22 protein-coding genes are annotated in these 23,383 nt (G+C 61.5%); 9 read left to right on the forward strand and 13 right to left on the reverse strand.

Annotation, left to right across the window (positions count from 1 at the left end; translation table 11 throughout):
• Positions 1-155: 155 nt before the first annotated feature.
• Together F8A90_RS09995 and F8A90_RS10000 are read left to right on the forward strand one after the other, a co-directional pair.
• Positions 156-1,643, forward strand: a complete 1,488-nt coding sequence (locus tag F8A90_RS09995; RefSeq protein ID WP_200016897.1) for a Na+/H+ antiporter NhaC family protein — start codon at positions 156-158, stop codon at positions 1,641-1,643.
• A gap of 91 nt (positions 1,644-1,734) precedes the next feature.
• On the forward strand, positions 1,735-2,475 hold the full coding sequence (locus F8A90_RS10000; RefSeq protein ID WP_200016898.1) for an aspartate/glutamate racemase family protein: 741 nt from the start codon (positions 1,735-1,737) through the stop codon (positions 2,473-2,475).
• An 81-nt stretch (positions 2,476-2,556) separates the two neighbouring features.
• On the opposite strand, the gene F8A90_RS10005 is transcribed toward F8A90_RS10000, so the two are convergent.
• Positions 2,557-2,976 (reverse strand): MerR family transcriptional regulator, encoded by a 420-nt coding sequence (locus F8A90_RS10005; protein ID WP_233593271.1) that lies wholly within the window; start codon positions 2,974-2,976, stop codon positions 2,557-2,559.
• A 160-nt stretch (positions 2,977-3,136) separates the two neighbouring features.
• On the opposite strand from F8A90_RS10005, the gene F8A90_RS10010 reads away from it, so the two are divergent.
• On the forward strand, positions 3,137-3,886 hold the full coding sequence (locus F8A90_RS10010) for a cation transporter (RefSeq protein ID WP_166019946.1): 750 nt from the start codon (positions 3,137-3,139) through the stop codon (positions 3,884-3,886).
• 207 nt (positions 3,887-4,093) lie between these two features.
• On the opposite strand, the gene F8A90_RS10015 is transcribed toward F8A90_RS10010, so the two are convergent.
• The 3 genes from F8A90_RS10015 to F8A90_RS10025 all read right to left on the reverse strand — a co-directional run bounded on the left by F8A90_RS10015 (position 4,094) and on the right by F8A90_RS10025 (position 8,671).
• A complete protein-coding gene (locus F8A90_RS10015) occupies positions 4,094-5,665 on the reverse strand; it encodes a sulfatase family protein (RefSeq protein WP_200016899.1) in 1,572 nt (523 codons plus the stop codon).
• Between the two features lie 3 nt (positions 5,666-5,668).
• Positions 5,669-7,507 (reverse strand): TRAP transporter permease, encoded by a 1,839-nt coding sequence (locus F8A90_RS10020; RefSeq protein ID WP_200016900.1) that lies wholly within the window; start codon positions 7,505-7,507, stop codon positions 5,669-5,671.
• A gap of 144 nt (positions 7,508-7,651) precedes the next feature.
• The gene (locus F8A90_RS10025) at positions 7,652-8,671 is read right to left on the reverse strand and encodes a TAXI family TRAP transporter solute-binding subunit (protein WP_200016901.1); all 1,020 of its coding nucleotides are present in this window, start codon (positions 8,669-8,671) and stop codon (positions 7,652-7,654) included.
• 88 nt (positions 8,672-8,759) lie between these two features.
• Here F8A90_RS10025 and F8A90_RS10030 point away from each other — a divergent pair, with 88 nt between their 5' ends.
• Positions 8,760-9,659 carry a LysR family transcriptional regulator gene (locus F8A90_RS10030; RefSeq protein ID WP_200016902.1) on the forward strand — a complete coding sequence of 300 codons (900 nt, stop codon included), beginning with the start codon at positions 8,760-8,762 and terminating at the stop codon, positions 9,657-9,659.
• Between the two features lie 57 nt (positions 9,660-9,716).
• Here F8A90_RS10030 and maiA read toward each other — a convergent pair whose 3' ends face one another.
• From maiA to hmgA, 3 genes are all read right to left on the reverse strand, one after another.
• A complete protein-coding gene (maiA, locus tag F8A90_RS10035) occupies positions 9,717-10,367 on the reverse strand; it encodes a maleylacetoacetate isomerase (protein WP_200019978.1) in 651 nt (216 codons plus the stop codon).
• Between the two features lie 144 nt (positions 10,368-10,511).
• Positions 10,512-11,531: a fumarylacetoacetate hydrolase family protein gene (locus tag F8A90_RS10040; protein ID WP_200016903.1), complete on the reverse strand. Its 1,020-nt coding sequence runs from the start codon at positions 11,529-11,531 to the stop codon at positions 10,512-10,514.
• A 76-nt stretch (positions 11,532-11,607) separates the two neighbouring features.
• Positions 11,608-12,945, reverse strand: coding sequence for a homogentisate 1,2-dioxygenase (gene hmgA / locus F8A90_RS10045; protein ID WP_200016904.1), 1,338 nt, complete (start codon positions 12,943-12,945; stop codon positions 11,608-11,610).
• A 247-nt stretch (positions 12,946-13,192) separates the two neighbouring features.
• Here hmgA and F8A90_RS10050 point away from each other — a divergent pair, with 247 nt between their 5' ends.
• From F8A90_RS10050 to F8A90_RS10070, 5 genes are all read left to right on the forward strand, one after another.
• Positions 13,193-13,711 (forward strand): MarR family winged helix-turn-helix transcriptional regulator, encoded by a 519-nt coding sequence (locus tag F8A90_RS10050; RefSeq protein WP_200016905.1) that lies wholly within the window; start codon positions 13,193-13,195, stop codon positions 13,709-13,711.
• A 114-nt stretch (positions 13,712-13,825) separates the two neighbouring features.
• Complete coding sequence (locus tag F8A90_RS10055; protein ID WP_200016906.1) at positions 13,826-13,993, forward strand: DUF2256 domain-containing protein; 168 nt, start codon at positions 13,826-13,828, stop codon at positions 13,991-13,993.
• Positions 13,980-15,527 (forward strand): DASH family cryptochrome, encoded by a 1,548-nt coding sequence (locus F8A90_RS10060; RefSeq protein WP_200016907.1) that lies wholly within the window; start codon positions 13,980-13,982, stop codon positions 15,525-15,527. The genes F8A90_RS10055 and F8A90_RS10060 overlap by 14 nt, the downstream gene beginning before the upstream one ends.
• Before the next feature lie 169 nt (positions 15,528-15,696).
• Positions 15,697-16,968, forward strand: a complete 1,272-nt coding sequence (locus F8A90_RS10065) for an ATP-binding protein (protein ID WP_200016908.1) — start codon at positions 15,697-15,699, stop codon at positions 16,966-16,968.
• 32 nt (positions 16,969-17,000) lie between these two features.
• Positions 17,001-17,537, forward strand: coding sequence for a response regulator transcription factor (locus tag F8A90_RS10070; protein WP_200016909.1), 537 nt, complete (start codon positions 17,001-17,003; stop codon positions 17,535-17,537).
• A gap of 152 nt (positions 17,538-17,689) precedes the next feature.
• Here the strand turns inward: F8A90_RS10070 and F8A90_RS10075 are convergent, their stop codons facing one another.
• The 6 genes from F8A90_RS10075 to F8A90_RS10100 all read right to left on the reverse strand — a co-directional run bounded on the left by F8A90_RS10075 (position 17,690) and on the right by F8A90_RS10100 (position 23,368).
• Positions 17,690-18,463 (reverse strand): 3-hydroxybutyrate dehydrogenase, encoded by a 774-nt coding sequence (locus F8A90_RS10075; protein WP_166019935.1) that lies wholly within the window; start codon positions 18,461-18,463, stop codon positions 17,690-17,692.
• A gap of 223 nt (positions 18,464-18,686) precedes the next feature.
• Positions 18,687-20,105, reverse strand: a complete 1,419-nt coding sequence (locus tag F8A90_RS10080) for an ATP-binding protein (protein ID WP_200016910.1) — start codon at positions 20,103-20,105, stop codon at positions 18,687-18,689.
• Positions 20,102-20,764, reverse strand: a complete 663-nt coding sequence (locus F8A90_RS10085) for a response regulator (RefSeq protein ID WP_107334631.1) — start codon at positions 20,762-20,764, stop codon at positions 20,102-20,104. The genes F8A90_RS10080 and F8A90_RS10085 overlap by 4 nt, the downstream gene beginning before the upstream one ends.
• 148 nt (positions 20,765-20,912) lie before the next feature.
• Positions 20,913-21,788, reverse strand: coding sequence for a hypothetical protein (locus tag F8A90_RS10090; protein ID WP_200016911.1), 876 nt, complete (start codon positions 21,786-21,788; stop codon positions 20,913-20,915).
• Between the two features lie 333 nt (positions 21,789-22,121).
• Entirely contained in the window at positions 22,122-22,850 is a 729-nt protein-coding gene (locus F8A90_RS10095) for an LrgB family protein (RefSeq protein ID WP_200016912.1), read from the reverse strand.
• Entirely contained in the window at positions 22,847-23,368 is a 522-nt protein-coding gene (locus tag F8A90_RS10100) for a CidA/LrgA family protein (protein ID WP_200016913.1), read from the reverse strand. Before F8A90_RS10100 ends, F8A90_RS10095 begins: the two co-directional genes overlap by 4 nt.
• Between the last annotated feature and the right edge of the window lie 15 nt (positions 23,369-23,383).

Genomic DNA, 23,383 nt, shown 5'->3' on the forward strand with positions numbered 1-23,383 from the left:
ATGACCCAGAGTGCGACAGGCGCAGCCTGCACCAGATAGTGCGTCTGAGTGCGCCACCTTGAGCCAGGTCGTCAAATTCCGCGGCTGACCAGCGAATGATGCAATGCAGAAGTCCCTCACACGCAGATAGTAACAACCATAAAAGAGGCTATCGCATGACTCCTGCATCCAAACTCACGTTCCACGGCGGGCCCTGGGTCTCGTTCCTGCCCATCCTGTGCTTCATCACCACCGCCATCCATGTAGCCACCAGCCTGGAGGAGCCGACCATCCAGGGCATGTGGGTCGGCATTCTCGCCGGCCTGCTGGCCACCTTCCTGTTTGCCCGTGACAAGTCTGTCTACAGCGACACCATCATGAAGGGCATGGCCAGCAAGGTGGCCATCGCCCCGGTGGCGGCGTGGATCTTTGCCGGCATCTTCGCCACGGTGCTGCGCTCCTCAGGACTGGTGGATGGCATCCTGTGGGCGGCCTATCACACCGGCGCCACCAGCACGGCCTTCCTCGTCGTGACCTTCCTCGCCTGCGCCCTGTTCGCCACCGCGGCAGGCACCGGCTTCGGCACCATCGCCGCGGGCATGGGCGTGCTCTATCCCGCGGGCGTCATGCTGGGAGCCGACCCGCTGCTGCTGGCAGGGGCCATCGTGGGAGGCGGTGCCTTCGGCGACAACCTGGCGCCCATCTCCGACACCACCATCTCCTCGGCGACGAGTCAGGGCGCTGATATCGGTGGCGTGGTTCGTTCTCGGCTGCCCTTCACGCTGGTGGCCGGCAGCATCACGCTGGTGGTGATGGTGCTGATCAGTCTGACGCAGCAAACAACGCCGCTGATCATCGCGCATGAACAGCTGGCCGAACATATGGACCCCAAGGGCCTGATGATGTTGCTGCCCGCCCTGGCTGCCATCTACGTGGCCATGAAGAAAGGCGATGTGATCTTCGCCACCAGCGTGGGAATTCTGTCCGGCATGCTGGTGGCGATACTTACCGGCCTCAACACCCTGAGCGGTTTCGTGTCGGTCGAGGATGGTGCGCTGATCAATGGCGTGGCCGGCTGGATGGCAGACCTGTCGATTCTGGTGATCCTGCTGTCGGCGGGCATTCGTCTGATGCTCGATGGCGGTGGCAGTGAGAGGCTGATCAATGCGCTCAAGGGTGTCGTGCGCACACCACGTGGTGCGGAAGCCTCCTCCGCCGGGCTCTCGCTGCTGATGTCCTCGCTGATGAGCATCAATGCCCCCGCTATCCTCGCGGTCGGACTGTCCTACGCCAAACCGGTCGGCGAACGCTTTGGCCTGAGCCCTTACCGCCGCGCCAACATCATCGACAGCATGTCTTGCACCCTGGTCTATTCGCTGCCCTGGTCCGCCGCGCTGCTGTTCGCCTCCGGGCTGTCCGTGAAAGCCGCCGAAACCTTCCCCGGCGTGCCGGCCCTGATGCCGCTCGATCTGACGCCCTGGGTGCTCTACGCCTGGGTCCTGCTGGCCGTGATGAGTGTCTCCATCGCCACCGGCTGGGGCCGTCGTTTCAGCCCGTCATGCCAGGCAAGCGCTCAGGACGAGGCTGCAACCGAGATGCCCGCTGGGCGGTCCTCACTGTCAGCGTCAGCGTCAGCGTCAGCCTCAAACTCAGTCTCAAGTTAAATCTCAAGTTCAGCCAGCTGATCTGCTCCTGACTGAGCTGCCCTCGACTGAACCTTCACCGCCTGCCCCGCACAAGACGACGGACACCGCCATGCAAGATACTGAGCTGCGCCAACGCAACGTGATCGGCATCCTCACCGGCTCCGGCCCGGATGCCGGTCTGGATCTCTGGAACAAGCTGCTGATCGCCAACAAGGCCCGTATCGGGCCTGGCTATCGGGGAGATCTGGATGCCCCGCATGTCCACCTGATATCCCAGCCGGCGCTCGGGCTGTCCATGGAACTCGAGACTCATGATCAACAGGTGTGGGAGGCGCTGGCCGACAGCGCCCTCAAGCTCGCCGAGCATGTCGACTACTACGCCATCGCCTGCAATACGCTTAACTACTATCAGCCCCAGCTGGAGGCTCTGGCGCTGAATGCCCGGCTGGTGTCGTTCAGTGATGTCGTCATCGACAGGGTGCGGCGCGACGGCTTGAGCAAGGTGGCGCTGCTGGGCGCGAATTCCGTGACGGACATGGGGGACTGGTCACCCTATCGGGCGCTGGCGGAGGTGGTGGAAGTCGAGGTACCCGCCGACCCACACCTGCTACACCAGATCATCTATGACGTGAAGGCGCATGGCGGCGATGACCCAAGCGTGGTCCAGCGCTTTCATGCGCTGCTGAAGAGCCTGTCGGCAGACACCGTGCTGCTGGCCTGTACCGAGCTGCCACTGATTCCCGTCAACACCGTCAGCTCGTCAGACAACGACGCAGCCCCCGCCAAAACACTGATCGATGTCACGGAACTGGTCGCGGAGGAACTCGCTCGCAAGTCCTGCGGCGTCTGATCCTCCTTGCCCCCGCCTGAACCCGCCTGACCTGCAACCCGTGACCCAGCCCTGGCGATAGATGAACTGTCTGTCAGGGCCTTACTCCTCGACCTCGGACAGTGTCTCGACGATATGGCACTGTGCCATCACCCCGCCGGCACAGCAGTGCGTCAGGCGCTGCAACTCTTCCTCCATGACGGCGAGGTCACGCTGGCGCTTGCGCACCTCGGCCAGCTGCGCCTCGATGCGCGCGTCTATCTGATCGCAAGGCAAGGACTGCTGGTCCGCCAGGCCCAGCAAGGCGCGGATGTCATCCAGCGAAAACCCCAGCCGCCGACAACGGCGGATGAAGGTCAGACGCCTGAGCTGTGCATTGCCATACTCACGATAGCCATTGGGCGCGCGTCGCATCGGGGCCAACAGCCCCTGCTTCTCGTAATAGCGGATCGTCACCGCCTGGACATCAGACGCCTTGGCCAGTTGGCCGATGCCCATCGTCACCTCGCCGTACGATGACATGGACGATTCCCCTTTCCGTGCGAAATCTCTTGCGGTCATCGATGACTTCTCCTCTCGCCATGTGTTGCATGTCGATGCATCAACCGTTTCATCAGCCGACTTGACCTTATAGTGACTATAACCTCCATGCTGTCATCAACACGACAGGAGGCCAAGACCCATGAAAAGCTGTTGCGAAAGCAAATCCGGCGAGCTGGCAGAGCTCAGAGCCTCACAGGGCAAGGTCCTGAAGATTCTGCTGGCGCTGAATGCCAGCATGTTCTTCGTCGAATTCACCGCGGCCTGGTGGCTGGGATCCACCGCGCTGCTGGGGGATTCCCTCGACATGTTCGGCGATGCCAGCGTTTACGCCCTGACCCTCTACGTCCTGCACCGCAGTGTGCGTGAACGCGCAATGAGCGCGCTGATCAAGGGCATCGTGATGCTGGCACTGGGCCTGATCGTCCTTGGCGAAGCAGGCTATCAAGCCCTCAATGGAGTGGCACCGGCCGCCCACGGCATGGGTGCCTTCGCCCTGCTGGCGCTGGCGGTCAATCTCATCTGCTTCGGACTGCTGTGGCGCTTCAAGTCGGATGATCTGAACATGCGCTCCACCTGGCTATGTTCACGCAATGACATCATCGCCAATGCCTCGGTCTTCGGCGCTGCGATACTGGTGGGCTGGACAGGCTCTCGCTGGCCGGACGTGCTGCTGGGGGCGGCGATCGCCGCACTCTTCCTGCAATCCGCCTGGCAGGTGATTCGCGATGCGCGCGAGGAACTGCGCGAGGCCAGGCAGGCCGAGAACGATCAGATACCTGACGACCAGGACGCTTCCAGCACCAGCAGCTGTTGCACCCCGCCGACGGCTGCCGTAGTGATTGAGCAGCCTCACGCCAGTACTTGCTGCTCAAGCAAGCGCTGTGGTTGAAGTACCACGTGGCTGACCCATGACTGCCAGCAACACGAAAGCGCCCCGTCATTATCGACGGGGCGCTTTCGTAAGTGATTGAGACCAAAGGGAGGAGTCACCCTCCAAAGCATGCCATGAGACAGATGCCCGCACTCCGACAGACAAGGCCTCGAGAGCTTTCAGCCCCGCGGGCCATCAGCGCTGCAAGGCTTGGATCGGCAGCCATCAGGCACGGTAGGCCGGGAGCGGAGCGCGGTCCTGAAGCTCGATCATGCGTCGCAGCATGATATCGGTAAGCTCGGCGCGTACCGCCGCATGGTCGGGGTCATCGTGCAGGTTCACCAGCTCATCGGGGTCGTTCTCCAGATCATAGAGCTCGCCCCAGTCCTCTCCATGGCGGACCGACATCCGATAGCGCTCGGTGATCACCGTCCGCACCCGCTGCGGACGTTCGAAGCCGGTCATGGTGCGCTGACTGTCCTCTTCGACGAGGACGGCTTCCGGTGCCGATGTCGACAGCAGATCGCGCCCCTGCATGCCGTTGAACTCCTGTATCCCTGCTCTGGCGAGTATCGTCGAGGCGATATCCACCGAGGAGGCAAGCTCGGTGGAACAGTCAGCATCCCGGGGATGCTGGGGGTCGTGCCAGATGAAGGGCGTACGCACCAGCCCCTGATAGTGAAGCAGCAGCTTCAGCATCAAGCCATGATCGCCCATGTAATCACCGTGATCGGAGGTGAAGACGACCACGGTATTCTCCGCCAGCCCCAGCGATTCCAGTGATGCCATCACCCGCCCGATGGCATCGTCGATCATGTGGATCATGCCGTAGGTCAGCGCGATGATGGAGCGCGCCTCATCCTCGGTCACCGCGAAGGGGCTCTGATTGTCTCGTGGGTCGGTCCCCTCCTCCAGCGCCTTGCGCATCGCCAGGAGCGGCGGCAAATCTCCCTTGCCGAAGCTCGCGGGCAGGTCGATATCGGAAGGGCTATACATGCCCCAGTACTTGCCCGGCGGGGTAAAGGGATGATGCGGGTCCGGGAATGACATCTGCAGGAAGAATGGCTGATCGGAAGCGGCCTGCTCCTCCAGCCATGCCTGGCTGCGCTCCGCAATCCAGCTGGTGGAATAAAGCTCCTCCGGCACGGCGGTGCGCCATGCCTGTGGCGCCTGGTAGCGTTGATCCGGCAAGGCGTTTTCGGGCCCGACCAGGTCGTCGAAATCAGCCCGCTGCTGACGTGCCCACAACAGATAGTCACCACTGGCCTCATCAGCATGCCCTGCGGCGATCTCGACATGCTCGAATCCGTAGAAATCTCCTGCGAGCCGCTCCGCGACAGGCGTTTCCCAATGCCGGGTATTCTCCAGCTCATAGTCCTCAGTGTGCCGATTGTCCTTGAAGGCATCACGCAGCGAGGCGGACGGTGCCTGCTTGCCCTCTTCGGCCGTGAAGACATTGGTGGCAGGCAGCCCCGTGAAGCTCTGCAGGTGGGACTTGCCGATCAGCGCAGTGCGATAGCCTGCATCCTTGAGCAGCTCCACGAAGGTGGTGTGGTTGCGCGAGAGAGGAATACCGTTGTGGCGCGCACCGTGCAGTGAACTCATCCGCCCCGTCATGATCGAGGCACGGTTGGGCATGCAGATCGGGTTGGCGACATAGAAGCGCTCGAAACGTGTCCCCTTCGCCGCCAGCTGATCGATGTTGGGCGTCTTGACGACGCCATTGCCATAGCACCCAAGGTGATCGGCGCGGTGTTGATCGGTGATGATGAAGAGAAAGTTCGGACGTGCAGTCATGATTCAGGCTCCGGTCACGTTGGCGATGGGTTGGGTACGGCGCAGATGGAAGGCCACCAGCAAGGCGCCCATGGCAACAGCAGGAAGATGGATCAGCGGGTCCGGCACCAGGCACAGGAATGCCACCAGGAAACGCAGCACGACTTCGGCGACGGAGAGGCGTTCCCGATCGAAGGCCGCCATGGCCGAGCAGAACAGCCAGATGCAGAAGGCGGTGCGAGCCGCGATCCACAGGAAGGACGCCAGGGAGAAGTCCTCGACGATCAGCAGTGTCGGGTAGTAGACGAAGATGAAGGGGATGATGAATTGCGCCAGCCCCAGGCGGAATGCCACCAGCGAGGTCTTGAGCGGGTTTGCGCCCGCGATGGGAGCGGCGGCATAGGCGGCGATCGCCACCGGTGGCGTCAGGGACGAGGCGACCCCGTAGTAGAAGACGAACATGTGCGCCGTCAGCAACGATAGCCCGAGCGCCTGAATGGCAGGCCCCATGACCAGCACGATGATCAGATAGGCCGGCAGGGTCGGCATGCCCATCCCCAAGACCAGTGCCCCCATCATGGCGACGAAGAGTGCCGAGAACAGGCTGTCGCCACGCAGCATCGCGATCACGTTGGCCAGCTTGAGTCCAAGACCGGTGGAATCCAATGCACCGACCAGAATCCCGATGGCCGCGATCGCGATCAGCAGCGAGGCACCGCTGGCACTCCCGGTGATGAACGAGCGTACCAGGCGCATCGGGTCACGGCGAACCTCAGGATTGATGACGGAGAGCAGGACCAGTACCAGGGTGGCATAGAAGCCGGAAGCCGAGGTGGAGACGCCCATGACCAGCGAGATGATGACCGTCAGGATCGGCCCCACGAACAGGATCGAGTTGAAGACATCCAGCCGGGTGATCTTGTCCTTTACCTCCAGCGGTTGCACCTGGACGCCCTGGCGACGTGCCTCGATGGTGACCGCAGCGAACAGGCTGAAGTAATAGAAGAGTGCCGGCACCAGCGCCGCGATGGCAATGTTCAGATAGCCCATGCCGGTCAGGTCCGCCATGACCAGTGCGGCTGCCCCCATGATCGGCGGCATGATCTGACCGCCAGTGGAGGCTGTTGCCTCGACACCCGCGGCAAAGGCAGGCGTGAAGCCCCGCTTCTTGATCATCGGGATGGTGAAGGTGCCGGTACCGACGATGTTCGCGACCGTGGAGCCTGACATCGTACCGAACAACGAAGATGCCAGGATGGCGGCGTGCGCGGGCCCGCCACGCGAGCGACGAGTGGCGAGGAAAGCGAACTTGAGCAGCGTATCCCCGGCACCGGTGCCTTCCAGCAGCACACCGAAGATGATGAAGATGAAGACGGTCCCCAGCACGATATTGGTGATGGAACCGAACACACCCTTGTTGGTGTTGTACCAGAGGTTCTCGGCCACTTCTGCAAGCGTGAAGCCCGTATGTTCCAGAATGCCGGGCAGACTCTGACCGAACAGCAGATAGAGCACGGCCAGCGCCCCGACAGCGAAGAGCCCCCAGCCCCAGAGACGCCGACACAGCTCGAGAAATACGCACAACCCGGCCAGCGCCGGCCAGGCATCCTGGCGGGTCACGTCGTAGAGCACCACCTGCATTTCACTCTGGACCACGAAGAAGCTGACGATTGCCCAGCAACCTGCACCGAGCAACAGCAGATCCACCGCGATATGACGGATGCCGTAACCCGAGCCTTGCGGTGCGGCGGAAAGCTGCTTGCGGCGCGCAGCGGCAACGCCGATCACGAGCGCCAGGCCAAACCCCAGCGTGCGGTGCCATGTGGGATCTATCAGACCGATACCGGCCGAGTAGAGCGACATCGCCCCGATTACTCCGCAGCACGCGACGGAGGCGAAGAACAATATACGTAATAAGGGATGTGACACCGTGGCCTGTTCGTTCATGGCGAGTTCCTTCTACAGTCAGGCAAACGGTCACATGTACGTGGCCGTTCCAGGCGATTGTTATTGTGTGACTTTCAAGGCCGCAGGGATGTCGTAGCCCTGCTCCTGGTAGTAGCGCAGTGCACCGGGGTGCAGCGGTACGTTGATACCGGCGAACGCCGTATCCGGGGTCACGGTCTTCAGAAAGGAGGCGCTGCTCTGCACGCTGGCCAGGTGCTCCCAGAATGCCTTGGTCGCGTGGTACACCACGTCATCGGAGACGCTGTCATTGGTGCCGATGAACTGGTAATAGGCGAGAGCCGTGATCTTGCCCTGGGTCAGTTGACCATCGTAGAGATCACCGTCGAAGCTCGTCGTGCCCCGCCCAGCCTGGCCGATGAGGTCATCCAGTCGATGGGAGGTGATGGCACTGTCAGGGATGGAAAGGATTCTGAATTCATCGGTGAGACCGAAACGCTCGATATTGGCTGAACCGATTTCCGAGGGACGAATCATCATGTCGATCTTGCCATCCGCCAGCGCCTCGTAGGCTTCCCCCCAGCTCAGGCGAACGGCGGTATAGTCCTTGCCCGGCTCATAGCCGGTGATACCGCGGATTAGCGCTTCGGAAGTGGCAGCGGCCGAGCCCGCAGGCGGGCCCGTAAAGACTGTCTTGCCCGCGATATCGTCCCAGTCAGTGATTCCCGAGCCTTCCAGTGTCACCGGGTGATAGACACCGCTTTGAAAGCCCAGAATGGCGCGCAGGTGAGTCGAAAGCTCCGGAGCGTTCGTGATCGGCTGATACATCCCGGCTCCCTCTGCCATCATGTCGACCAGCGACGGGACGGAAGAGAAGAAGTCCACTCTGCCGCGTGCGCCATTGAGCATGGATTTCGTCAGCGTCTGGCCTGCATTGACCTGGATATCCACATCGGCCAATCGCGCCTGATTGACGAATGATACGAACATGGTATGCACCGAGTCCCCCGCCCCGGCGGTTTCTCCCTTGTAGATCCTGGCCTCGGCGAATCCAGAGGAAAGAAAGGTGGTAAAAAGCAACGTGATGGCGAGAAATCGTGCACGTCCAGCATGGGTTTTCATGGCGTACTCCTATTGTTGTAACGTCAGATTAGCCTCGTTGTCTTATGATGAAAAATATCAATTCCGACATCTTGCATAGCAGGTTGATATGAATATCGATCCGCGTCATCTGGCTCAACTCTCGGCCATTGTGGAAGAGCAATCTTTCCAATTGGCTGCCGAAAGAATGGGGCTGACACAACCCGCCATAAGTCGAAACATGCGCGGATTGGAAGCAAGACTCGGCTCACCATTGTTCGAGCGTTCAGGCAAGCGTTCCCTGCCGACGGCACTGGCAAAACGCCTGGCCAGAACCGGAATGGCGATTCGTGCCGCACAGGCCGAGGCCGAGACGGATGCCAGCCTGATGGCCGAAGGCAAGCGCGGCATCGTACGCATTGGCGCCCCTCCCATCGTGGCTGGGCGCTATCTGACGCAGATTCTGATTCAGTTTCTGGAGGAAAAACCCGGCTGGCGCGTCGACCTTCAAGTGGGACTGGTCCCTGAATTGCGGTCCATGCTGTCGCGAGGGAGAGTTGATATCGTGATTGGTCCGCGTGATGTGATGAATGCCGATACGGGAATCACGTTTTCACCATTGGTAGAGGACAGGATAGGAATACTCTGTCGGGCAGATCATCCCCTGGTTCACCAGACGAAAGTCTCACCGAAGGACCTTCAATCTCACTCATGGCTGGCACATTCCCGCGACAGTCTGTTGCGACAGCAGACGGAAATGGCATTGCTGGAATCCGGTGTCGAGACACTGGATATCGTCTGTGAAGTAGGCGCGATCAGCGCTGCCCTCGAGATCGTCAGTTCGACTGATCTGTTGACAGCCATGCCGGTCAAGATGACGCTCCCCCATCTTGAAGACCGCTTGAAATTCCTTGAATTCGATCATCCACTGTTTCATCGTCCCATCGGGCTGTCGACACGTCGCAATGCACAGCTCGATGAAGGCGCCACATGGTTGATAGACAGGTTCCGGTGTCGAGGGGCCTCCTGAAACGACAGCGCCCCACCGTGTCGGGTGAGGCGCTGTCGAGTCTGGCTATCACCAGGGTCAGGGGGCCGGGCAGTCTGGCTGACGTTCAGGGTGCGCCTGCTGGAAAGCTTTCAGTGACAGGCAGGCTGCCTCGATGGCCAGAATTCTCGGATAGTCCTCGAGTTCACACTCGAAGCGCCGCGCATTGTAGAGCTGAGGCATCAGGCAGGTATCCGCCATGCCCGGGCTATCGCCATGGCAGAAACGCCCTGCACTTTCCGCCAGCATCACTTCCAGACGCGCGAAACCCTCGGCGACCCAGTGGCGGTACCACTCAAGGCGCTGTTCCTGGGTGACCTCTAGCCGATTCGTCAGATAATTGAGCACGCGCGGATTGTTGAGCGGATGCATCTCACAGGCCATGAACTGGCACAGTGCGCGCACCTTCGCACGCGCCTCCGGCGCCGAGGGCAACAACGCCGGGGTGGGCCAGCGCTCCTCCAGATATTCCATGATCGCGAGCGACTGGGTCAGCGCTACTGATGTGTCCGTATCTCTTACCCTCAGGGTCGGCACCAGCCCCTGGGGATTGATGGCCAGATACTCCTCGCTGCGCTGTTCCCCCTTGAGCAGGTTGACCGGCACCTGAGCGACCTCAATCCCCTTGAGCGCCAGCGCGATTCTTACCCGATAGCTGGTAGATGAACGGTAATAGCCATGCAGACTCATCGAACTCATGCCGCACTCTCCTGTGGCGCGATTGGATGCCGGACGCTCCCCCCCCTGCCTCGATTCCAGTTGGCTTGAGGCTTACCGGCACACGACGTCTTCCCGAGACGTGTCTCTGAGAAGTTATACCTGATGAGGCCGCCTTCAGGCGTCCAACGGCGTCACTTGCTGATCAATGGCGCCGAAGATGCTCTGGCCATCGCGATCGAACATCTCAATGCGGATGCGATCACCGAAACGCATGAAGGGCGTGCGAACCTCATCGAACAGGATCTTCTCGACCATGCGGACTTCGGCCAGACAGCTGTAGCCCACGCCCCCTTCGCTGATCGGCTTGCCAGGGCCGCCATCCTTGCCGGGATTGGACACGGTGCCGGAGCCGATGATCGCACCGGCGCCCAGCGGACGAGTCTTCGCGGCATGCGCCACCAGCTGCGGGAAACTGAAGATCATGTCTGGCCCGGACTCGGGCTCACCGAACTTCTCACCATTGAGATGCACGCTCAGCGGCAGATGCACGCGCCCCTGCTGCCAGGCATCCCCCAGCTCATCCGGCGTCACGGCGATGGGCGAGAAGCTTGACGACGGCTTGGCCTGGAAGAAGCCGAAGCCCTTGGCCAGCTCGCCGGGGATCAACCCACGCAGACTGACGTCATTGACCAGCATCAACAGGCGGATGTGGTTCTCGGCCTGCTCCGGACTGACGTGCATCGGCACATCATCGGTGATGACGGCGATCTCGCCTTCAAAATCGATGCCATGCTCCTCACTGACGCATACGATATCGGCGGTGGGGGGCAGGAAGCTGTCGCTGCCGCCCTGATACATCAGCGGGTCGTGCCAGAAGGTCTCGGGCATCTCGGCGCCGCGTGCCTGACGCACCAACTGGACATGATTCAGATACGCCGAGCCGTCTGCCCACTGATAACTGCGCGGCAGCGGAGAATGCAGCGCCTGGCTTTCCAGCGCAAAGGCATCCGCCAGCGCTCCCTCATTGAGCGCCGCATAGCGTTGCTCGAGCCTGGGTGCCAGCGAGATCCAGTCTTCCAGCAGTGCCTGCAGCGTCGTGGCGACATCCGCGACCTTCACGGCGCGGGTCAGATCACGGGAGACCAACAGCAGTGTTCCATCGCGGGAACCATCCTGGTAGGTAGCGAATTTCATGGGTGCCTCCTTGAAGAGCAACATGAGCAAGAATGTGGGAATTGCCTGGAATCGGATGACGGAGAAAAATCAGGCGTCAACGCTGATGCGGGGTGAAGTGAGGAGTGAAATGAGGAGCGAAGTGAGACGCCAACCCCTGCCAGACCGACCCGTAGTCGCGCTGACGAGCACTCGACGACATCGCCTGTGGGGTGGGCTGGAACAGATAGCGACTCTCGAACATGAAGGCGAGCGTATTGCCCTGATAGCGGGGGGCGAGTTCCGCCTGACTGGCGGCCTCGAAGGTGGCAGCGTCAGGGCCATGCGGGGTCATGGCGTTGTGCAGGCTCGCGCCTCCCGGACGGAAGCCTTCGCGCTTGGCATCGTATTCACCATGGATCAGCCCCATCAGCTCGCTCATCAGATTGCGATGGAAATACGGGGGGCGGAAGGTGTTCTCGGCGACCATCCAGCGCGGCGGGAAGATCACGAAGTCGAGATTGGCGACCCCGACGGTGTCCGAGGGTGATGTCAGTACGGTGAAGATCGAGGGGTCCGGATGATCGAAGCTGACCGTGTTGATGGTATTGAAGGTCGCCAGATCATATTTGTAGGGCGCGTAGTTGCCATGCCAGGCCACGACATCCAGTGGTGAGTGATCCAGACTCGCGCACCAGAAACGCCCGCCGAACTTGGCCACCAGCGTGAAGTCACCGGTTTCGTCCTCGAAACGCGCCGATGGCGCGAGGAAATCACGCGGATTGGCCAGCCCATTGCTGCCGATAGGCCCCAGAGAGGGCAACTCGAGAGGCGCGCCATAGTTCTCGGCCACATAGCCTCGACAGCCCTGAGCGTGGCCCGCCAGCGGATTGAGCTGGAACTTGATACCGCGCGGGATCACTACGATCTCACCGCTGGCGACTTCCAGCAGGCCCAGCTCGCTGCACACCTCAATGGCACCCTGTTGCGGCACGATCAGCAATTCGCCGTCGGCATTGTAGAAAAAGCGCTGCTGCATGCCGCGAGAGAAGGCATAGAGGTGCGTGGCACAGCCCTGCTGCGCCTGGGCATCTCCATTGACCGCCAGCGTGATCAGGCCGTCCAGAAAGTCCCCTGTCGAGAATGCAATGGGGTCCCAGCGCATCGGGTTGGGATCCGGCATTCTCTCGGCCAACGGTGCAGTGGCGACCTGCGGCATCTCCATGGGCTGGTAGGCGCCCTGCACCACAGAGGGCCGAATGCGGTAAAGCCAGCTGCGCAGATTGTGGCTACGCGGCGCGGTGAAGGCCGAGCCGCTCAACTGCTCCGCGTACAGGCCATAGGGGCAACGCTGGGGAGAGTTCTGGCCCTGCGGCAAGGCGCCAGGCAACGCCTCGCTGGAGACATGATTTCGAAAACCGGCGTGATAATGACACTCAGCATTGCGCTCGCGCATGACGATTCATCTCCTTGTGGGCTCGCGGCTCCTGATGACCTGGGGCATTTACGGCACGACATGCCGTCACCGCTCCAATTGGTTACATATGAAACTATATAGACAACCCTATACCTTGGCAATCGCCTGATTGCTAGACTTTTGTCTTGTCTTCTATCGCAAGTGGTAACATCAGTAACATCATCCGTCTGAAATTTTTCAATCCGACGCCGTATGCCAACCCTCTCACCAAGTCAGGTAACTCTCGATGCAACGCACCGATGACACTCCCGAAGTTCACAATGCCCTTGACGGGAAAACCTCACAGGACCGCTCCCGTTGCGAGCTGGATCTTGACCAGTTTTTGCCCTATCGCCTCAACCGACTGGCCGAGCGTACCAGTGAGGCGATGTTCGCCCGCTATGGCGAGCGCTTCGCCATCAATGTCGCCGAGTGGCGTCTGTTGGCCTGGTTGAGCCGCGGCGTGCCGATGACCGCGCGAGAAGTCAGTCTGCGCACCCACATGGACAAGGTACGGGTCTCGCGCGCCGTCAAATCACTGGAAAGTCGCGAACTGATCCTGCGTCGTCCGAGCGAACAGGACCAGCGTGCGCAGTTGCTCGCCCTCACCGCTGAAGGTGAGGCCATGCTCGCCGAACTGATTCCCGAAGCGCGGCGTTTCGAGGATGAGCTGCTCGGGGCCGTCGACGCACGCCAATACCGTGATCTGCTGATCACCATGCAGACTCTTGAGCGACAACTGGATCAACTGCCGGGCAGCGACTGAGGCAGGCATGCAAGGGACTCGCAAGCAGGATGACAGAGGACTTCCTAGCCGCCATTTCGTGTGATGTATAAATATGGTATAGGTTGTGTATTGTTTTAATGGAGCCTTGCCAGCATGCATCGCAAACCGCACCTGCCCAGCAAGCTGTGTCAGACCTGCCAGCGTCCCTTCACGTGGCGCAAGAAGTGGCAGGACTGTTGGGACGACGTACGTCATTGCAGCCAGCGCTGTCGGCACAATGCACGCCAGCTGGCACGGGAGGCGCGCGATGACGTCCACTGACCCCTGGCTGGTATGGTTGAACGAGGACCTGCGCCTCGATGACAACCCGTTATGGCAAGCCGCACTCGAGGAGCGAGCCTCGCACCTGCTGGTCGTACATGTTCTGGCGGAAACGACCTTCCAGCCCTTCGGTAGCGTCAGCCCCGCGGCGCCATGCCTGCAGCCGCTAAGCACGGGACGGCAACATGCCCTGCTCGGGAGCCTGGAATCGCTGCGCACACGACTTCAAGCACTGGGCAGTGACCTGCTGATCCTCCACGGCGATGCGGCACAGCTGATTGGGCAGCTGGCAAGGCAATATGGCTGCCGAGGTGTCATCACGCGCCGCGCCACGGGAGTGGTGGAACAACGCCAGCAACACGCGGTGGCAAGCCAATGTCGCCTGCGGCAATTGAACAGTGGTTTGCTGCTGAACGAAGCCGAGCTGCCGGAACCGCTCGCCGCACTCCCCGAGAGTTTCAGTGCCTTCCGGCGCAAGCTGGAGAAGGCCCGTCCGAGCCTTCCCGACATGCCTGCCCCGCTAAAAGCGCCATCCCGGCTCCCCGGCTGGCCAGAGGCCGCCCCTCGTGGCTTTCAGGGCGCGGCCAGGCAACTGTTCGAGGCACGTCATTGGCAGGCCGACTCCCGCGGCGACTACACCTTTGCCCCCGGAGAGCCCGCCGGCCGACAACGACTGCAGGAGTACCTGACTCCAGCGCGAGCCGGACAGTACAAGACCACTCGCAATCGCCTCAGTGGGGGAGATTTCTCGACCCGCTTCTCCGTGTGGCTCGCACTGGGAAGTCTGTCGCCGCGACGGATACTGGACGCGTTGCACACCTTCCAGACCACACTGCCCGAGCACTGCAAGCATCCACAGGCCGCCTTCAAGGACAGCGACTGGATCCGCGTCGAGCTGATATGGCGCGAATATTTCCACTGGGATGCACGGCGGCTGGGCAGACACACCTTCATGGGCGAGTCCTCAAGCCACGATGCGGCCCAGTCGACCAGCCCTGTGCAAACGTCAGAAGCGCTTGAGCGCTGGCAGGCCGGAATGACCGGGGTACCGTGGGTGGATGCCGGCATGCGCGAACTGGCGGCCACCGGCTGGCTGAGCAACCGCATGCGCCAGAACGTGGCGAGCTTTCTGATCAAGGACCTTGGCGTGGACTGGCGCCAGGGAGCGGCCTGGTTCGAACATCAGCTCCTGGATCACGACGTCGCCTCCAACTGGGGCAACTGGCGCTATCTGGCGGGTATCGGACGTGATCCGCGCGGGGACCGCCATTTCAACATGATGAAACAGGCACGCCAGCATGATCCTCTCGGCCATTACGTCAGCCTCTGGATACCGGAGCTTGCGACACTGCCCGCCGGCATGCAGCGCCATGCGCCCTGGCTCGCCTGGCCAAACAACACTGGGCGCGATAGATCAACAGCTCACTACCCGCGCCAGCCTCTCACGCATATCGAGAGTTGGGAGACCCATCTGGCCGACATCACACCGACACGCGTGACGCCGTGGCTGAGTGGCTCCTTCGAGCGAGGCTGAGATCCATTGATTCAGGAAGAGAGCGCCACAAAGCGGGCATAATTCAGAGAAAACAGCACAGAGGCAACAACGAAGGGAATTCCATAGCGCCTTGGCGCTAACTGGCCGTCAGGGCTGCACTTTATGAGCCTTATTCACTATCATGGCCGCATTCCTCGCAGGAGTCGTCATGAATCAGCCGCTACCGCCACCACTGTCCACGCCGCACCGAAATCTCATTCGGCTGACCATCGCACGCGGCATCACCTGGACCGGCTTTCTCATCCTGATCATCTTCGGGATCGAGATCATCGGCTTTCAGCTCAACGTGCTGCCCGTCATCTCGATCATCATCGCGATGGGGCTGGTCAATGTCGCGACCTGGTGGCGTCTCGGGCAATCACATCCTGTCACCGACACCGAGAACCTGATTCACCTGCTGGTGGATATCGCCGGTCTGACAATGCTGTTCTTCCATACCGGTGGCTCCACCAACCCCTTCGTACCCTATTATCTGGTGCCGGTGACCATGGCGGCCGCAACGCTCCCGTGGCGCTATGCCTGGGTGATTGCCACGGTCGGCATGGGCTGTTACAGCTTCCTGATGGTGTTCTATGAGCCGGTGCCGCAGCTGGCGACCTATGAGCTGGGCGGACGCATCAGCCTGCATGTCATCGGCATGTGGCTGAACTTCGGCCTGTCGGCGTCGCTGGTGACCTACTTCATCTACAAGATGGCCCATGCCCTGCGCACCCGGGATCAGGCGCTGTCCACCACGCGTGAGGCCGCCCTGCGCAGTGAACAGGTATTGGCGGTGGCCAGTCAGGCCGCCGGCACCGCGCATGAGCTGGGCACCCCACTTTCCACCATGGCGGTGCTGTTGAGCGAGATGCGCGAGGATGCCAAGGACAGGAATGACCCTCAGCTGGAGGAGGATCTTGCCCTGCTGCGCAGTCAGGTCGATACCTGCAAGCAACGCCTGCAGGCGATGGTGGCCGCGGCCGACCGCCGCCGCATGGAGCAGCCTCAACCCATCAATGCTGCCCAATGGCTGGAGGAAATCGTGCAGCGCTGGCTGGTGGTACGCCCGGATGTGCAGCATAGCGTCGAGGTGACGCCCGGTGCTGAACAGGCCTCCATGCTGGTGGACACCACGCTCGAGCAGGCACTGATGAACCTGCTCAACAACGCCGCCGACGCCTGCCCGGATGATATCGAGATCACCCTGGAACAACGCGATCAGGAAGTGCTGATCGACATCCGCGATCATGGCGATGGTGTGCCCATGGCGGTGGCGGATCAGCTGGGTGAGACCTTCATCTCCACCAAATCCAAGGGCATGGGCATCGGCCTGTTCCTCACGCATGCCACCATCAATCGATTCGGTGGCGGCGTCAGTCTGTACAACCACGAAGATGGCGGCACCTTGACGGAAGTGCGCCTCCCCCTTCATCTGACATGATGGCGGCAAAGACCGCCCAAGCGAGAACCCTGATGAGCGATGCAACCCGACTGCTGATCATCGACGATGATGAATTCTTCTGCCAGGTCACGGCGCGCGCCATGACGCGTCGCGGCTATGAGGTAGAAGTGGCCCGTGATGAAGCTCAGGCACTCAGCGTGGCGCGCAGCCACCGCCCGGAGCTGATCACGCTGGACCTGAAGCTGGAGCAGAGCTCCGGCCTCAAGCTGTTGCCAGAACTGATCGCCCTGCTGCCTGACGCGCGTATCGTGGTGCTGACCGGCTATTCCAGCATCGCCACCGCGGTGGAAGCCATCAAGCTCGGCGCGGTCAACTACCTGTGCAAGCCCGCCGATGCCGACGAGATTCTCAATGCCTTCAACCGCGAAGACGGCGACCCTGCCGCCGAGATCTCCGACAATCCGCCGTCGGTCAACCGCCTGACCTGGGAGCACATCCAGAAGGTGCTCAACGAGCACGATGGCAATATCTCCTCCACGGCCCGCGCCCTTGGCATGCACCGCCGTACCCTGCAACGCAAGCTGCAGAAGCGCCCGGTCAAGCGCTGAGATAGCGCCGCTGCCCTGTTCTGCATCTCAGGCGACACTTCGCTGCCGGTCAAGCAAAAGCCCTCACCATCCTCGCTCGCAAGCGCGAATCGATGGTGAGGGCTTGGTGTTTCTTTACAGCCTGGAATGAGTCGATACTCAAGGGTACGTCGTTACTGCGCCGTCCACCCCAGGTCCATGTTGAAGCTGGAGCCGGTGACCGAGCCTGCCTTGTCGGAGGCCAGCCATACCGCCATGTCCGCCACTTCGGAGGGATCGATCATGTGCTTGATCGCCGCGCCCTTGAGCATGATCTTCTCGATCACTTCATCTTCGGGCATGTCATTGAGCTTGGCCTGCTCGGCGATCTGCTTGTCGACCAGCGGCGTGCGCACGTAGGCCGGGCAGATGGCATTGGCGGTGATACCACTTTCCCCCCCTTCCAGCGCGGCGGTCTTGGTCAGCCCCATCAAGCCATGCTTGGCACTGACATAGGCCGCCTTGCCCGGCGACGCGACATGGGCGTGAATGGACGCCATGTTGACGATACGCCCATAGCCGTTCTTCTCCATGTGCGGCCAGGCCGCCTGGATCAGCGTGAATGGCGCACTCAGCATCAAGGCGATGATCTGATTCCACTTGGCTTCGGGGAAATCCTTGATGCGCTCGACATGCTGGATGCCGGCATTGTTGACCAGGATATCGAGGCGTCCGAAACGAGACACGGCTTCTTCCACCGCCGCGCGACACTGTTCGGCATCCGTCAGGTCGGCCTTGAAGAAGGCAGCCCCTGCCTTGTCGGCGACCTCTGCCCCCTCATCACTGAAATCGACCGCCAGCACCTGATGCCCGGCATCGCACATCGCTTGCATGATGGCGGCACCGATACCACTGGCGGTGCCGGTCACCAGTGCAACACGGACAGGGGAAGACTGTTGTTCACTCATGCGAATCTCCTGACAGAGGGGAATGTCATGCTGCTCTGCAACATATAATGAAGATAGCGCTAATCTAGCCATCTTTGCCACCCGACCATCGCCGAGTTGCACTCCCCGCCGGCATTATCGAGCGCCAGCCAGCATCACGGCCGCATGATGCATTCGATGCAATCATGGCATCCGCCGACGCAACCCGGCCGCCAGTCGCTGTCCCTGACGTGATGCGAACCTGCTATGTCGTGAAGCGAACCTGCACCAGCAGCCCCGGCGCCTGCGGCGTTCCCAAAGAACTCTCCTTCAGCGCCAGCTCTGCGCCTAGACGTTCAGCAAGCTCGCGCACGATCGAAAGGCCCAGCCCCGAGCCTTGAGTCTTCTGGCCGGCCAGGCGCACGAAGCGCTCAAAGACGCGCTCGCGTTCACGCAGCGGGATTCCGGGGCCCGTATCGGCCACTTCCATACGCCATCCATCATCGTCGCGGCGGATATCCAGGCGCACCTGTCCGCCTTCTGGCGTATAGCGCAGCGCATTGTCGAGCAGATTGCGCAGCAGCACGTAGAGGCCGTTCTCGTGACTGACCAGCTGAGCGCCGGGGGTAACCTCGATATGCAGCTTGAGGCCTCGCTGGCGAGCCATGGGGCCCAGGTCCCGCGCCAGCTCATTGGTCAGCTGGGCAAGATCGACCGGGCGACGCGGTGCTTCTGCACCACTTTCCAGTCGTGACAGGGTCAACAGCTGCTCCACCACTCGCGTCATGCGATTGACGCCATCCACGATCATGCGTGCCGAGCGCCGCGAGGCCTCCTCCCTGGCATCGGCCTCCATATTCTGGGCATGCACCTTGATACCCGCCAGGGGAGTCCGCAATTCGTGGGCGGCATTGGCCGTGAAACGCCGCTCCTTCTCCAGGGTGTCCGCCAGGCGCGCCAACAGCCCATTGAGAGCATCCACCATGCCACGTATCTCGTCCGGCGCCTCGCTGGCATCCAGCGGCTCAAGGTACCCCGGTTGACGGGCCGTGATCTGATGACTGATGCGCAAGACGGGACGAAAACCCCGCGAGACCGCCACACCGATCAGCAAGGCGATCACGAGCAGCCCGACCACCAGCGCCAGCACGTTGTGCAGCGCAATCTGGCCGGTCAGTTCATCACGCACATCTTCACGCTGGGCCGCCGTGACCCAGATGCCACTCTCGGGGAAATACAACGTGAAGGTGAACCAGTCATGGTGATTGTCATGCTGCCTGCCATAGCCGGGCACCGGCAGGTAATCGAGCGCCACGGAGCGTGACGAGAGGCCAAGCAACGGCTGGCCCAGCGCATCCCACATCTGGAAGATCAGCTTGTCTTCATAGACATGTCCCAGCGGGGATTTCTCGTGGCCATCGGCAAAGCTCAGGGAGGGTGGACGCAGACTGAACTGGCCCGATGTCATCTGCTGCAACTTTTCCTGACGGGCGGTCGGTGTCAACGATGCGAGCTGGGACTGATAGAGTCGCCCCAGCATACGTGCATTCTGGGCCAGCTCAGCGTCGAACAGCTCATCAATCTGCTCGCGGGAATCGAAGTAGCTCCAGGCGGCGGCCGTCCCCAGCACGATCACGACGCCACCGATCAGGTTGCGCCGCAGGAAGCTGCGAATGGACCTCACGTGAGCTCACCCAGCCGATAGCCCACACCGCGTACGGTCTTGACGACCCCGGTGCCGAACTTGCGGCGCAGATGGTGCACATGTACCTCGATGACATTGCTCTCGACATCGCCATCCCAGCCATAGAGCTGCTCGACGAGCTGATCCCGGCTGAAGACACGACTGGGATGCAACAGCAGGAACTCCAGCAGATCGAACTCGCGCCGTCCCAGCGCCACCTCACTACCGGAGAGCGTGACAGTGCGGCCAGCCTGATCAATGCGCAACGGCCCCAGCTGAAGGCAACCGCTGGCCTGTCCGGCATGGCGCCTCACCAATGCACGCAGACGCGCCACCAGTTCGGCAATGTCGAAAGGCTTGACCAGATAGTCGTCCGCGCCGCCGTCCAGACCACGTACCCGATCGCTGATGTCATCACGTGCCGTCAGGATCAATACCGGCAGCGTCTGGCCCTGACGGCGCAGGTGACTCAAGACCTGCAGACCGTCGAGATCCGGCAGGCCAAGGTCCAGCACCAGCACATCAAAGGGCGAATGCTTGAGCGTGGCGGCAACGTTGGCGCCCTCCTTCAACCATTCAGTGCTCATGCCTTCGCGGCGCAGGGTATGGTTGACTCCCTCGCCCAACAACGGATCATCTTCGACGAGCAGAACTCGCATCTGGACTCCTTGAAATCGTTCTGATTCTGCCATGTCATATCGGGACATGGGGGGACATGAGACAAGACGTCCGCCACCCGAAAGGTGACGGACGTTGGAAGCCTACTGCGGGATGGCACATCGCCTGTATCGATGGATCAGCCAGCCATCACACACCGCTGCGTGCGCGACGCTCCTGATGTCGAGCATGGCGCCACCTGGCCAGACGCGCCGTCAGCAGCATCCTCTGCTCGCGCAGCCCGAGCGCGCCACGCTCCAGCATGCGGCGCGGCCCGCCGATGACACGCCGCAACGCCTCACCCGCCATCAGCCAGCCATACGCGACCGGGTGCCTGGCCCGCGCCAGACGCAGTCGGAAGATCAGCTTGCGCGACTGACGCGCCACACTGACAGGATGATTGCCCTGATGACGCGCCAGACGCATCAACAGAGGGTCCTCTTCGCCGGTGATCAGCGCCGGGGTATGCAACCGGATACGTGAGTGTTTCGCTGTTGGCAGCGGAACGAAAAAGTCGCCGTCTGCCTGCACGATCAACTCCAGCAGCGCGCGTCGGCTATCCGCCGAGCCATGAACCTCAAGACACTCCAGTACCTTGGCGCGCACCTCAGTCGGCCATCCCCCACGTTCGAGCACATGCCAGGCGCGCCCACTCTCCAGATGCCAGCGGCCATCGCCCGGCAGGCTCAGCAAGGTATCGGGGCGCTCCGAAGTCGGGATGTTGCATAGTTGCGTGCATAGCGCGTCACCCCTCACATCTGCGTGCGTCAGTGACAGGCGGCGGTGTTGCTGGCCACTCGGGGTGGGCAACAACCTGCACAGCAAGGCAAGGTCATCCCCCTCTCGCTCGACCAGAATCAATGCAGCCCCTGCCGCCGCCAGCTGCCAACAGAGCTCTCGACAGCTGGAGGCCATCGGCGCCTCGACCAGTACACGATGCCCGGCAAGGCCAGCGAGCTTGAGCTTTGCAGCGGTGTGGGCAAGACCAGTGCGTTCAAGAACTGTGCGGGCAAGAGAAGTGAACATGACGGCTTTCCTTGGGTCGAGGCATGGCCAGCCACACAGGCGCGAGTGGATGCCACGCCTGGTGGACCTGCGTAGGAGCATGATCGATCAGCTCACTGACAGACATGTGGCAACGAGGTGACATCTCCACGAAACATGCTGGCGATTGCCTTGGCAAACACACAAGCGCTCAGCTGAAGCATGGATTGATCACCAGTATGAACGGCCGCGCTTAACGCAAACTTAAGCCCACAGAAGGCAGTGCCAGGATAGCGCTGGCCTTCCTGCTTCCTGCCTGCCGCTTGCTCGTCTCTAGCTCCCTCAGCTCGACTCTCCACGAATGCCCCCTCGTGCTCAGAAGCCGAACAGCCCAACGATAGGCGGCACGATGAAGGCGGTCAGTAGACCGGTCAGTCCCATCGACATGCCAGCGAAGGCGCCCGCCAGCGTGCTCACCGATGAGAAGCAGAACGCAGTACCGATGCCATGCGCCGACAAGCCCATGGTGAAGCCCTTGACGGTATCGTCTCGCGCCCCTGCCAACCGCATGACAACGGGGCCTACCACACAGCCCAGGGTGCCGGTCAGCAGCACCAGCCCTGCCGTCAGCGAGGGAATGCCGCCCAGCTTTTCGGCGATCCCCATCGCGATCGGCGATGTGACGGATTTGGGTGCCAGGCTCAAGGCCACCTGGGTATGTGCCCCCAGTGCCAGTGCCAGACCCAGGGTGGTGGTCACGGCAGTGACGATTCCGACGCAACAGGCCGTCAGCAGTGGCCACAGCATCTGCTTGACGCGATCGAGATGGTCGAACAGCGGTACCGCCAACGCGACGGTGGCCGGCCCGAGCAGGAAGTGGATGAACTGGGCCCCTTCGAAGTAGGTGGGATAGTCAGTGTCCGTCAGCCACAGAAATCCGATGATCAGCGCGATGGAGACCAGCACCGGGTGCGCCAGCGATGCGCCCCGGGCCAGACGATTGATCGCCATCGCCAGCAGAAAGGCCACCAACGTCAGCAGCAGATGCAGCAATGGTGAAGCGCTCAGGTACACCCACAGGGCATCAAGCGGGGCCAGATTCATGAAGACACCTCATCGGCGCTGGTTGACTTGCCCCCTGCTCCACTCGGTGTCGCAGAACCTCGATCGATCAGACGTTGCAACAGCCACGCCGTGACGAACTGGGTGACCGCGATCGACGCGACCAGCGTGATGGCGATGGCAGTGAGATCACGTGCGATGAGCTCGAAATGCACCATCACGCCGACGCCCGCAGGCACGAACAGCAGCGACAGATGAGAGAGCAGACCATTGCTGGCAAGCCTGAGACTGGCAGGCACACGTTCCCGCAGCAGCGCACGGGCCAGCTGACGTTGACCGAGGTCTCGATCGGCATTCTCGTCAACACGCAGTACTCCTTCCCCCTCTCTGTCCGGGGCAGGCAACAACCGTTTGCGCAGTCGCCCTCGCAACATCAACCCCAGCAGCAGGAACAACATTCCCAGTACTGGCCCCGGCACCGGAAGCAACAACGCACGCCCCGTCACCTCACCGAGAAACTGGCAAAGCAGCAGAATACAGAACCCCTTGATCAACGCCATTTCCTTACAGACTCC

It is taken from the genome of Cobetia sp. cqz5-12 (assembly GCF_016495405.1).
Taxonomy (GTDB): domain Bacteria; phylum Pseudomonadota; class Gammaproteobacteria; order Pseudomonadales; family Halomonadaceae; genus Cobetia.